This is a genomic window from Maribellus sp. CM-23, assembly GCF_021354595.1.
Classification (GTDB): Bacteria; Bacteroidota; Bacteroidia; order Bacteroidales; family Prolixibacteraceae; genus Draconibacterium.
Window position 1 is genome coordinate 75,079 of record NZ_JADWYJ010000006.1, and the last position, 12,669, is coordinate 87,747.

At 46.8% G+C, this 12,669-nt stretch carries 12 protein-coding genes; 8 read left to right on the plus strand and 4 right to left on the minus strand.

Going from position 1 to position 12,669, the window contains the following annotated elements; all coding sequences use genetic code 11:
• Position 1 precedes the first annotated feature (1 nt).
• The 5 genes from INQ51_RS19025 (at position 2) to INQ51_RS19045 (ending at position 3,558) form a co-directional block, all read left to right on the plus strand.
• A complete protein-coding gene (locus INQ51_RS19025) occupies positions 2-1,192 on the plus strand; it encodes a class I SAM-dependent rRNA methyltransferase (protein WP_233379539.1) in 1,191 nt (396 codons plus the stop codon).
• Positions 1,193-1,426: 234 nt separating this feature from the next.
• Entirely contained in the window at positions 1,427-2,140 is a 714-nt protein-coding gene (locus tag INQ51_RS19030) for a phosphoadenylyl-sulfate reductase (protein WP_233379540.1), read from the plus strand.
• Positions 2,141-2,283: 143 nt separating this feature from the next.
• Positions 2,284-2,520, plus strand: a complete 237-nt coding sequence (locus INQ51_RS19035; protein WP_233379541.1) for a DUF6132 family protein — start codon at positions 2,284-2,286, stop codon at positions 2,518-2,520.
• Positions 2,504-2,809 (plus strand): thioredoxin, encoded by a 306-nt coding sequence (gene trxA / locus INQ51_RS19040; RefSeq protein ID WP_233379542.1) that lies wholly within the window; start codon positions 2,504-2,506, stop codon positions 2,807-2,809. The genes INQ51_RS19035 and trxA overlap by 17 nt, the downstream gene beginning before the upstream one ends.
• A gap of 11 nt (positions 2,810-2,820) precedes the next feature.
• A complete protein-coding gene (locus tag INQ51_RS19045) occupies positions 2,821-3,558 on the plus strand; it encodes a class I SAM-dependent methyltransferase (protein ID WP_233379543.1) in 738 nt (245 codons plus the stop codon).
• A 58-nt stretch (positions 3,559-3,616) separates the two neighbouring features.
• Here INQ51_RS19045 and INQ51_RS19050 read toward each other — a convergent pair whose 3' ends face one another.
• The 4 genes from INQ51_RS19050 to nrfH form a co-directional block, all read right to left on the minus strand.
• Positions 3,617-5,140 (minus strand): PepSY-associated TM helix domain-containing protein, encoded by a 1,524-nt coding sequence (locus INQ51_RS19050; RefSeq protein ID WP_233379544.1) that lies wholly within the window; start codon positions 5,138-5,140, stop codon positions 3,617-3,619.
• 214 nt (positions 5,141-5,354) lie between these two features.
• Positions 5,355-6,569 carry an alginate export family protein gene (locus INQ51_RS19055; RefSeq protein ID WP_233379545.1) on the minus strand — a complete coding sequence of 405 codons (1,215 nt, stop codon included), beginning with the start codon at positions 6,567-6,569 and terminating at the stop codon, positions 5,355-5,357.
• Positions 6,570-6,589: 20 nt separating this feature from the next.
• Positions 6,590-8,110: an ammonia-forming cytochrome c nitrite reductase gene (gene nrfA / locus INQ51_RS19060; protein ID WP_233379546.1), complete on the minus strand. Its 1,521-nt coding sequence runs from the start codon at positions 8,108-8,110 to the stop codon at positions 6,590-6,592.
• A gap of 11 nt (positions 8,111-8,121) precedes the next feature.
• Complete coding sequence (nrfH, locus tag INQ51_RS19065; protein WP_233379547.1) at positions 8,122-8,697, minus strand: cytochrome c nitrite reductase small subunit; 576 nt, start codon at positions 8,695-8,697, stop codon at positions 8,122-8,124.
• Positions 8,698-8,926: 229 nt separating this feature from the next.
• On the opposite strand from nrfH, the gene INQ51_RS19070 reads away from it, so the two are divergent.
• The 3 genes from INQ51_RS19070 (at position 8,927) to INQ51_RS19080 (ending at position 12,663) form a co-directional block, all read left to right on the plus strand.
• The gene (locus tag INQ51_RS19070) at positions 8,927-10,546 is read left to right on the plus strand and encodes a thiamine pyrophosphate-dependent enzyme (protein ID WP_233379548.1); all 1,620 of its coding nucleotides are present in this window, start codon (positions 8,927-8,929) and stop codon (positions 10,544-10,546) included.
• Between the two features lie 6 nt (positions 10,547-10,552).
• Positions 10,553-11,134: an indolepyruvate oxidoreductase subunit beta gene (locus INQ51_RS19075; protein ID WP_233379549.1), complete on the plus strand. Its 582-nt coding sequence runs from the start codon at positions 10,553-10,555 to the stop codon at positions 11,132-11,134.
• Between the two features lie 296 nt (positions 11,135-11,430).
• Positions 11,431-12,663, plus strand: coding sequence for a hypothetical protein (locus INQ51_RS19080; protein WP_233379550.1), 1,233 nt, complete (start codon positions 11,431-11,433; stop codon positions 12,661-12,663).
• Positions 12,664-12,669: the final 6 nt, after the last annotated feature.

Genomic DNA, 12,669 nt, shown 5'->3' on the forward strand with positions numbered 1-12,669 from the left:
TATGCCAGGCAAATTGGTGAAAATTGTCCTGAAATCAGGAAAAGATCAGTCTTTGCTCCGCTTTCACCCGTGGGTGTTTTCCGGAGCTATCAAAAAAATACAGGGCTCTCCGGCCGAGGGCGACCCGGTAAAAATAGTTTCCAACAACAACGAGTTTCTGGGAATAGGCCATTACCAGATCGGATCGATTGCGGTTCGGATTGTATCGTTTAAAGAAACCGAGCTGGATTCCGAATTCTGGAAAGGCAAAATTGAAAGTGCCTGGAACCTGCGGAAAAGACTTGGCCTGGCCGATGATCCCGGGACCAATGTTTTTCGCCTCTTGCACGGCGAGGGCGACGGAATGCCGGGCCTGGTAGTGGATTTCTACAACGGAACGGCAGTGTTGCAGATGCACTCGATCGGGATGTACCTGATTCGCGAAGAGTTGGTAAAAGCCTTGCAGGAAGTGTTGGGCGATCGCCTGAAAGCGGTGTACAACAAAAGCAGTAAAACGCTGCCTTTTAAAGCCGAGGTGAAATCGGAAGACGGTTACCTTTGGGGGGACGAAAGCGCGAGTGAAGTGTTGGAGTACGGACTGAAATTCAAAGTAGATTGGGAAGAAGGGCAGAAGACCGGATTTTTTGTGGACCAGCGCGAAAACCGCAAACTGGTACAAGCCTACTCAAAAGGCCGCGATGTGCTGAATATGTTTTGTTACACCGGTGGTTTTTCGTTTTACGCCATGAAAGGCGGCGCCAACCTGGTACATTCGGTGGATGCTTCGGGGAAAGCCATTGAGCTGACCCGCGAAAACGTGGAGCTGAACTTCCCGGGCGATGCGCGCCACGAAGCGTTTGTAGCCGATGGTTTTGAATATTTGAAAGACATTCAGGATAAATACGACCTGATCATTCTCGATCCTCCGGCTTTTGCCAAGCATCAGAATGCCTTGCCACAGGCATTGAAAGGGTACAAACGCATTAACACGCGCGCTTTTGAACAGATCCGCAGCGGCGGTGTTTTATTTACGTTCTCGTGTTCGCAGGTGGTGACCAAAGATCGTTTTCGGGAGGCTGTTTTTTCAGCAGCGGCCATTGCCGGAAGAAAGGTGCGTATTCTGCACCAGATAACGCAACCGGCCGATCACCCGATCGATATTTACCACCCCGAGAGCGAATACCTGAAAGGCCTGGTTTTGTACGTGGAGTAGCTGAGGGACTGAAGGATTGAAGGACTGAAGGATTGAGGGGAAGTGATTGAAAAAGATTGAAGGATTGAGTATTCAGTCGCAGTGTACAGTATTCAGTGTTCAGAGATTGAGGGACTGAAGGATAGTATTCAGTGAGCAGTGTTCAGAAAAGAAACTCGCGGCTAGTGGCTAGTGGCTAGAGGCTCGCAGCTTGCAGCTAAAATTACGAATTACAATAAAGCACATTTTTAAGATATGGAACTACAACAATTAACCGAACAATACAACGCTCAACACAGTGAAAAGTCGATGCTGGAGAAACTTCAGTTTCTGGCAGTGGAGCACCCCGGTAAAGTGGTTTTTACCACCAGCTTTGGTTACGAAGATCAGGTGATCACGGATATCATTTTCAAAAACGATCTGGATATTAAAGTGATTACGCTCGATACCGGCCGGCTTTTCCCCGAAACCTATAAAGTATACCGCAGCACGCTTGAAAAATACCGGAAACCCATTTATGTTTATTTCCCGCCAACAAAAGAAGTGGAGGAGATGGTGACAGAGAAAGGGCCGTTTAGTTTTTACGAGTCGCTCGAAAACCGCAAAGAGTGCTGTTTTATTCGCAAAGTAATTCCTTTGAAACGTGCACTGGCCGGAAACGAAATCTGGATCACCGGTTTGCGTGCTTCGCAATCGAACAACCGGAGCGATATGACAGATTTTGAATGGGACGGAGGGAATGCCATCATCAAGTTCAATCCGTTAATGAACTGGAGCCTCGAAGAAACCATTGAGTATGTAAAAGCGAATCATGTTCCGTACAACTTGCTGCACGACAAAGGCTTTGTGAGTATCGGGTGCCAACCTTGTACCAGGGCCATTCAGCCCGGCGAAGATTTCCGTGCAGGTCGCTGGTGGTGGGAGCAAGGCTCGGGCAAAGAGTGCGGACTGCATTCACTAAAAAAATAAATAACTGATTTTCCTTTTTCAAATTTATAAGCAACGGCTGCAGACGGCTGGTTCAAAAAAATCTATTTCTGATATCAATTATCTATCGAAAGCGCTGAAACCAAAAGCTTTTAGTGTTGTTGTTAGATGGTGAAAAGCAAATTATGGACATAATTAAACAGAAAAAGATAGCGCTCATTTTTCTTGTACTGGGAGCTATCGGTGGATTTCTTTACTGGAAGTTTGTGGGGTGCACCAGCGGAACTTGTGCCATTAAATCGGTTTGGTACTGGAGCACCTTGTGGGGAGCAGCCGTTGGTTACCTGGTAGGAGACTTTATCAACGATCTTCTGGTAAGGGTAAAGAAGAAAAAGGAAAAGAAGGATGATAGGGAAGTTTAATCATATAATTAATTCGAGCCGGCCGGTTTTAGTCGATTTTTTTGCCGAATGGTGCGGGCCTTGCAAGCAAATGCCGCCCATTCTGAAACAGGTAAAGGAAGAGCTGAAAGAACAGGTTCGGATCATTAAAGTGGATGTGGACCGGAATCCGCAAATTGCGACCAAGTACCAGATTCGCAGCATTCCCACCTTGATGTTGTTTAAGGATGGGGAAGCAAAATGGACCGGGCTGGGGGTTCGCTCGGCCGAAGAAATTAAAATGGTTGTACAGTCCCAGATTGATAACTAAAGTTGACCGTTTTGGCTGACAGGCAAAATATCTTTTATACCTCTATTTCGAAATATTATTCCGAAATCTTTCCGTATAACCCCATGCAGCTAACGTTTGCAGAGGCGAAACTGGATGGTTTGCCGGGGAAGACAATTTTGGATATCGGGTGTGCCACCGGAGAGCTGGCTTACAACCTGGCGCTTGGTGGCGCGCAGGTTACGGGCATTGATTTAAATGAAGACCTGCTGGAGCAGGCCCGGCAAAACAAGGTGCACCCAAACCTGCAATTTCAAAAAGGAGATATGCTGAAGCTGGAGGCCGATTTTCAGCCTTCACATTTTGATGCCGTGATTTGTTTCGGAAACACGCTGGTGCATTTGAATTCAGTGGCAGCGGTGGTTGAAATGCTAAAAGGAGCACGGACCGTGTTAAAGCCCGGCGGAACTTTGCTTTTGCAGATTCTCAATTACGATCATATTCTGGATGACGAGGTAAAAACATTGCCCCGTATTGAAACCGACAACATTGTTTTTATCCGTAATTACCGGCTCGACGAAAAGAGTGATTTTCTTGATTTCCAAACCGAACTGGTGCTGAAAGAAAAAGCGTTGGGCATCCGGAATGAAACACGCTTGCTGGCATTAAGAAGCCAAGACTTTTTATTCGCATTAACAGAGGCGGGTTTTTCTGAAATCAATCTTTACTCCAATTTTAAACAGGACGCATTTGGCGGCAAACACTTGCCGCTTGTGGTGAGTTGCAGTTAAAATACTATACGAACCGGGACCGGCGATTTGCAATCGCCAAAAAAAACAGATGCGGATTTTAACCACGTTTCTTGCGGTAAACCATCCACCAAACGATAACGCCGCTGATTAATACGATCAGCAAACAAATACCCGCGAGCGGAACAAAAAGAATGTAAAAAGGCCCCAGAATACTCTCGAAAATTCGCCCGGTGTGAATTTCCTGCGAAAAATTCCATAACGACATCGGAGAATCTTTGCGAATTTGCTGTGGCATTTCGGGGAAAGCTTTGCCGCTTAACGCAATCGCCCCCTGGTTGTAATCGAACCACCAGGCCTGGTTTTTACTTTTTACAAGTCCGGCTGCCATGTTGGCCCCAATCGGGCTGGTCATGCCGGTGGGAGCCTTGTAGGGAGCACCGCTGAAAAAGTCGGATACCCGGCCGGTTTCAACATTCCAGATAAATAGGCCGCTAAACGATCCCACCAGCATTTGGTGCCGGTTCAGTGGTTCCAGTATATTGCAGCCCATCACGCTCACCGGAGGCTGGCTGAATGCCGGAACCAGTGGGGCGCGGAGTGTCGGCTCTGCAAAATAAAAACCGTCGGAAGTGGAGAAAAGATATCTTTTTCTATGCTCGTCCCAATATACCCGTCTGAGTTTGTCAAACCACGGATTGGGGCTGTCGAGGTGAGTGCCCGGAATGATGCCTACCTGTTTGTTGGCAATGGCAATCAAAAGTGGCGGACGCAAATGAATGCCGGCAAAGGTGTTAATCAGGAGAAACAGCGCAAAAATATAACCCAGCACATTGTGCCAGTGCAGGTTTTGTTTTTTTACACTTACATATGATTTTGTAGGCTTTGCTTTCTTTTTCCGCCTGCGGATGATTCCCGGGAAAAAGAAATGCAGCAGCCCGGTAACGGATAATACAATCGTGATAATTCCCAGCAGATCAACAATAAGTTTGCCTGTTAATCCAAACAATTCGCCGCTGTGAAGCTGCCAGAAAGTATCGAACAAACCGGTTTCTCGCACATAGTCGGTTGGAGCCGGGAGTTGGTTGGAGTGAAAACTGACTCCATCGGTGCTCACCAGCAAATAATCGCGGGTAAGCACAAGCAGGGAATCACCTTTTAGTGCGAGGTCGGCAATGCGATCATTTTTTACGGGCAGCTGAATTTTCTCCCATTTCCCATTTTCTACCGCCCTATAATACAGCCCCAAATGCGTACCCGCATACAGCTTTTGCTGAAAGGTAATTAACGAATATATTTTCCGGTTGTCAATCCCTTTCGGGAAACCTTCGTTAAAGTCTTCAAAAGCCAAAAGTGCCGGGTCACTCTTCCATATTCCCACATTGCCGTAAATGAGAAGGGCTGATGAGTCAAGTTCTACAGATCCTCTTACGGCCGACTGATTCCAGTTGTTGTAGGTGTAATTGGCTGGCAAAATATTGCGCGAAACATCGATGCCCGAAAACACGCCCCGGTGGTTCATTACAATCCCGGAAATGGCAAAAAGAACAGCAATAAAAGCGATGACCACAGCGGGCCACCGGTGAAGTTTCTTGAATAATTTTATTACGCGGGTTCGTTTCATGCCACTCGGGTTTTATTGGGCTGCCTGTTTCTTCAGCCAATGTTTAAAGAATGAAAATCAAGGGAGAATGTTCAGAACAACAAAATTTTGTTCCGGTTTAGTAGCCGGCGAACATTCGCAAGGCCCTTGACGGGCCTTGCTGTTGGTGCTCTGTTCTTTATTTCTCCCCCTTGTTTTGTCCAGCCGCAGCTGGTTTAAAATAGAATGATGTGAGTTAGTTAATAAAGCGCGGAGTTACTGAAAGCATCAGGTAACCCCAGCATTGAAAGGCGGAACTGTCTCCGCCTTTGAGTAGTTCTAAACTGTCACCTGCAAAAAGCGTCGATAAGCCAAGTGATATTTTTGTCATAGGATTTACTTTCCAGGTTCCTGCCAAATCCAGTTCGGTACCGAGGTAGCGGTCAAAATCCTGTGTAAGATCAGCGGCCGCCCCAAAATAGTGCAGGTGGGCGTTAAATCCCCATTTGTCGTTACTGTAGTCGTATTTCAGGTAAACATCGTTCAAACCCACACTTCCGATGTGATTACTTACATAGAAATAATCCATGAAACCGTTGAATTTGTGATTGGTTCCGTACAACGGGGTGAATGCCTTGTATTTTGAATCGTCGTACGAGGTGCCTGAAAGATGTTCAACTCCCAGGGTAAAACGTTCGAGCGAAGCTTCCAGCAGCAGGTTTAAAGCGCTGATGTCTTTTCCCGAAGCATGTTTGCCTCCCTGGTAATAGAGATTGGCTGCCAGTTTAACGGGCTCAAGCGTAGTAGTAACTCTACCGCCGAGCGTTTGGCTGTATTTGGTTTTCTGATCTCCATCTTCCATTACCGGTACTCCGTTGTTGAGCAGTAACAGGCTTAGTTGCGTCACCTCCCATTTTTGGTGAAACCAGGCAAATTGCAAGTCTTTGTAGGCATCGGGTCCCTCGTAAATGTTATTTGTTAAATTCCCGTTTTCGTGGTGGGCAATCCCAAAGTGAAGTTCAAAATCCTTTTTTAGTTTGAACAAAGCCACATCGTGCGAGCGAGCCTGCTGCGCCCAACCCACATTACCCAGTATTCGGTGATCGTCGTACACCAGCTCCTGTCGTCCGGCTTTTAGCGAGAACTCCGGGGTGAAAAATACTTCCGCCCATGCTTCGTGCACCGAAGTCGCAAAGTCTTCGTTGGAAACCAGCTGGGGCTGATTTCCCCATAGTCTTACATCCTGTAAAACCAGGCCGGTTTGGATGAATTCGTTTTTGAACCCGAAATTCAAACGGGTTCGCTGCGTGGTGATCGTTGATGCATCCTGGTCTTCGAAAGCCAGCGTTTTATAACCGTGGCTCAATTCTGTCCGGGGTCTGAATTCGCCGCTTAACGAGAACTGTGCCATTGATTGTTGAGCCACTACCGTGCTCAATATCATGAGTAATATGAATTTTATCCTTTTCATGATCCTGTGTTAATCGTTGGTTAGTTTTTGGGTTCCGGTTTCAGATCGTATGTTTTTTCTCTTTCTTCAGCCTGTTTTTTCCATTCCGGAACAACGGTGGTCAGGAACTCTTGTTTTTCTGCATTGAGTTTGGCCATATCGAGTCCGATAAATTCCTGGGCTTTGGCTTTGGTTGCAATGTCGGGGTAGGGAACCTCCTGGTTAAAGTCGAGGTCGGCAAGCAGACGGGCCAGTTTTATGCGGGTTTCCTGTGCAATGGTAATTCCGGTAGAGATAACGCGTCCCACTTCAACAGGTGAGTGGAAAGAAGCGCCATGACTGGCTGCTGCATAATCCCAGCGCCATTGTGCGTGTCTGATTCCCATCAGGATGTCCTTCATATTGGTTTCGGTAGCGCCCAAATCCCATGCTTTTTTGGCTTCCACATGTGCACGTACCAGCAGTTCTTCCAACTTATCCCTGTTTTCGAGGATTTTGTCCTGACGTTCATACACGTTGGCCAGCAAGGTGCCTGCTTCTTCGCGGTGGCACACCTGGCACGAGTTGGAAATGTTGTTAAGTGGCGACTGCATTTTATGATCGGTGAATTTTTGGCCTCCTTCGCTTTTGTAAGGCATGTGACAGTCGGCGCAGGAAACACCGCGCTGGGCATGAATCCCGGTCATGTAGGTTTCGTAACCCGGGTGTTGGGCTTTTAGCATGGGTGCTTTGCTCAGTGAGTGAGTCCAGTCGCTAAATTCAATATTATCATAGTATTCTTCCATGGCTTCGGCAGAAAATCCGTTGTCCCAGGGGAAAGTCAGGTATTGCGCGCCGTCCACTTTCTTTTTGTCAAAATAATATTCCACGTGGCATTGGGCACAAACCAGGCTTCTCATTTCTTGGTGACTTACTTTTTTAATATCACGTCCCATTCTTTCAAAAGCTTCCACCAGGGCCGGGCGTGTAATGGTCAGGTTCATGGTTTCATTGTCGTGGCAGTCGGCACATCCGATGGGGTTGACAACTTCGGGCCCCAGTTCCGCAAAGGTTCCGGTATAAAAGGCAGCTACTCCTTTCTGGTTCATCAGACGTGGTACGTCCGGGCTTTTGCAGGTCATACAGGTGGATGGCATCGGGCCTGAATCCGGTGTTTTCGGAGCCCCGGTACGCAAGGTATTGTGAATGTCGGTAACGGCGTAATAGTGGCCACGTCCCTGTTTGTAGTCTTTGGCAAAACCATAACCGGCCCAAAGAACCACCAGGCGGGGATCAACTTCGAGCATATCGATGGTGGCGTTTCCATTGTGCTTACTCCGGAAAGTGGTGTCGGCAGTCCCGTAATACGACTGAAACTCGCGCGGGTAGTTTTGTCCCCAAACTTCGTTTCGTGGCTCAAACTGGCCAATTTCGGCTTTGGGTACATTTACATAAGCAGCTTCGGCACGTCGTTCAATTATCGAAGAGGCCAAAAGTCCTAAAAGAAACACTACCACAACAGTTGCGATAAAAAGTCCCCAGTTTAGCAGGGTTCGTTTTGATGATTTTGAATGAGTTGTCATAGAAAAGGTATTTAGTTGTTTTTAATATATTCTTTGATCCAGCCAGGAACCGGGCTTTCGGGCAGCGGAACCTGTGCGTTGGGCACACTCGAAAGGCTGTTTACCCTTCCGTGCGGCACTTCGCGGTGGCATTCCCAGCAAATGCGGTCCTGTGTATGGTTTATGTGCGCTTGTACCGACGAAGCCAGTTTGGGATCGGTAACCTGCTGGCTGTGGCAGCGAATACAGTTGTTTTGTACCACGTTGCGCCCGGCTTCGTGAATAAAAATCACCTGCGGCTCTTTTCGGAGTGTGAACATGGTGGCATGTCGCAACCCGTCTTTGGCTTTGAAGTAATACTTATTCAGAAAATTATTGTGCGGAACGTGGCAGTCGTTGCAATGGGCCACTTCGCGGTGTGAACTGTGAGTCCATGTGGCGTATTGCGGCGCCATTATGTGACAGTTGGTACAGGTTTCCGGCCGGTCGGAGAGGTATGAGTGGGCTTTCGAAACATAAAACGTGAAAGCAATCAGACCCACAAATATACTGGTGATCATCAGTACCGGAAATTTCCATTTTTGAGGAGGCAGCAGCTTTTTTATCATGGTTACAAATCGGTTTAATTACGGCGATAAAAATCCTGTAATTCCATTTAACAATTTGTAACAGATGTTACATTTCAGCCTTTTTTCAGTACGTTTTTATTCGCCTGTGAATGTCTGAAAACTTTTAGGTCACTCTTTTTTTTATTAATTTTTATTTAACTGATAATAGTAAGGTGTTAAACGGTCAGGCTTTTCTATTTTTGTCTTTCAATTTAACAAAAAAATCAACATGATGCAAAACCTATATTTGGGAGTTGAAGCTATTGGACAGGCGGCAATCGACGGAGGAATTTCCGGCGTTTATGCCTATCCGGGAACGCCTTCTACCGAAATCACGGAATTTATTCAGGCCAGTAAGCTGGCAACAGAAAAGGGAGTTCGCAGCAAATGGTCGGCCAACGAGAAAACCGCCTACGAAGCTGCACTGGGAATGTCGTATGCCGGAAAACGATCGATGGTTTGTATGAAACACGTGGGACTGAATGTGGCAGCCGATGCATTTATGAACTCAGCCATCACCGGAATCAACGGCGGTTTAATTGTTACGGTGGCCGACGATCCGTCGATGCACTCGTCGCAGAATGAACAGGATTCCCGTTTCTATGGAAAATTTGCCATGATACCCGTGCTGGAGCCTTCGAACCAGCAGGAAGCCTACGATATGGTTTATTCGGGTTTCGAATTGTCGGAAAAACTGGGCGTGCCCGTAATGGTGCGCATTACCACCCGTTTGGCACATTCCAGGGCAGGTGTGACCCGGAAAGCAGAGGTGGCAGCCAATCCGCTGAAACTTCCACAGCATCCGTCACAGTTTGTATTATTGCCTGCCATTGCGCGCCAGCGATACAAAAGCCTGTTGCAAAAACAGGAAAGCTTTGAACAGGCTGCATTTACTTCAGAGTACAACTTTTTGAAAAAAGGATCGGATCAAACACTGGGAATTATTGCCTGCGGTTTGGCGATTAATTACCTGAACGAGCATTACAAAAACAGGGAGTGCCCGTATACGGTCATGAAACTGGCGCAATACCCGATCCCGGAAGAAATGTTGCACGAGATGGAACAGCTTTGCGAAGAGGTGCTGGTGCTGGAAGAAGGATATCCCTTGGTGGAAGAGGCGGTGAAGGCCATTTTCTCCAAACAGATAAAAGTAAGCGGTCGGCTGAGTAGTGTTTTGCCCCGCGACGGCGAATTGAATGCCGACCTGGTGGCAAAAGTTTTGGGACTGGAAACCCACGAAGGGGCGTTGGTACCGGAATTGGTAGTAAACCGTCCTCCGGCGCTTTGCCAGGGATGCGGACACCAGGACATGTACAAAGCATTGAACGAAGCAGTGGATAAATATTCCAAGGGGAGGGTTTTCTCCGATATTGGTTGTTACACACTGGGTGCCCTGCCACCGTACGAGAGTATTTATTCGTGTGTGGATATGGGAGCTTCCATTACCATGGCAAAAGGTGCTGCCGATGCAGGTTTGATACCTTCGCTGGCGGTTATCGGCGATTCCACTTTTACGCACTCAGGAATTACCGGTTTGCTGGATGCCGTGAACGATCAATCGAACATTGTGGTGGTGATTTCCGACAATGAATCGGTTTCGATGACCGGCGGCCAGGAATCATCGGCATTGGGTAAAATTGAAAGCATTTGTGCAGGGGTAGGAGTGGATCCGGATCACATTCGCATGTTGGTGCCCATGAAAAAATACCACGAACTGATGGTGAAAACCTTCGAAGAGGAAATGGCTTACGAAGGAGTGTCGGTAATCATTTTCCGGCGCGAGTGTATCCAGGCAGCAGCCAGACGGCTCCGGACCGAACGAAAAATCAAACAAAATCCAAAATTGTAATTCACTATGAAAACAGATATAATATTGGCCGGAGTAGGTGGCCAGGGAATTTTATCCATTGCTTCCATTTTAGGGGAAGCAGTGTTGCGCGAAGGACTTTTTCTGAAACAGGCCGAAACACACGGAATGAGCCAGCGTGGCGGTGCCGTGGTATCGCATTTGCGTATTTCGGATGCAGCCGTTGCGGCCGACCTGATTCCGAAAGGAGCTGCCGACATCATTCTTTCGGTGGAGCCCATGGAAGCCTTGCGTTATTTGCCTTTTCTTTCGCCCGAGGGATACATTGTAACCAATACCACGCCGTTTATCAATGTTCCGAATTACCCGGATGTTGAGAAGCTGATGGAGGAGATTCGGAAACAGCCTCGTTTTGTGGCCATCGATGCCGACCAGATGGCTACCGAAATAGGTAACAAAAGAGCCTCGAACATGGTGATGCTCGGAGCTGCTGCACCTTTTATTGATATCGAGCCTGAAAAAATAGAAGCTGGCATTGAAAGTATTTTTAAACGCAAAGGAGAGGAAGTGGTGGAATTGAACCTGAAAGCCTTCCGGGCCGGGTATCAGTTTGCCCTGAAAAACCGTTGATGTTCCGGCAACAGCCCGAAAAATTTTTCACATTAATTGTTTAAACCGTATTTAAATAGGAATACTGTGTTGTAAAGCTCATGTCTTGATTTAAATATTTCAGGATAAAAGGTTTAACTTGTTTTTTTGTTCCGAAAAAAGACAGCTTGGATGTTTTTGGTCTGAATGAAAATCAACAACTGTATGAACCGATCTTGCTGAAAAACCGGCATTCTGAATTTGCTTTGCAAAGGTGTTTCTATGTTTTTTTCAATTTAAAAAATAAATCAACTTCAATCTTTAACATTTATAACCGTATGAAAAAGTTACCGATTCTTTTTCTCATTTTATTGGCAATGGGAGCGACTTCCCAGAACATGCTGACCAAAAAAGGACTCAATTTTGAACTCTCGGGGTTTGTTCGTAACGATTTTATTTACGACACCCACCGCAATGTAGATGCCTGCGATCATTTGCTTGACTTTTTTCCGACCAAGCCGGTTTACGATGCAAACGGCGAAGATTTAAATGCCATAGGTACCGCTCAGATCCTGAATACATTTTCGCGGATTGGCTCCCGGTTTTCTGGCCTTGAAATGGGAAACACCAAAATAAGCGCCTATGTGGAAGTCGATTTTACCGGCGGCGCCTATACACCTACCGTTCGTCTGCGTCATGCTTATACCCAATTGGAATGGGCACAGTCAAAACTACTGTTTGGACGTGTGTGGCATCCCTTGTTCATCGAAAAAGTTTATCCGTCAACACTCAATGAAAACACCGGCTTGCCTTTCCAGGTATTTAACCGAAGTCCGCAATTGCGCTACACCCGCGGGCTAAGCGATAACCTGGACCTGATTTTGGCAGCCATCTACCAGTTTGACTATGCCAATAACGGCCCCGACGGAAAAAACTACCATTACCAGCGCGATGCCTTATGGCCCAACCTGCACGCGCAAATTCAATACTACGATGAACACTGGACAGCGGGTTTTGCTGCCGATTGGAAGACCATTCTTCCGCGCACTTCGGTTACGGGAACAAACGGAACTTTTAAGGCCGACGAGAAACTTTCAACAATTGCATTGCTGGCTTATATGAAATATTCGAAAGGAAAATTTGAGCTGAAAGCAAAATCCATGTTCGGGCAAAATGTGTGTGAGAATCTAATGCCCAGTGGTTATGCGGTGGCCACCATCGACGAGGAAACCGGGAAAGAAACCTACACGCCGTTTAACCATCTTTACAACTGGATAAACTTTACTTACGGTAAAGAGTGGAAATTCGGGTTTTATGCCGGGATGCTGACGAACTTTGGTACCAGCGAGAATGTGGAGGGAGATATTTACGGTTTTGCTACCGATGCAAAGAATATGTATAAATTGTCTCCGCAATTGATTTACAACTATAAAAACTTTATGTTTGGGGTAGAAATTAGCCTGACAACCGTTGCCTACGGTGAAAATAACAAAGCCGATAAAGCCAAAGTAATTAACACCGACAATGTGTCAAACTTTCGGAGCATGCTTTCGGTAGCATATAATTTTTAACCTGTA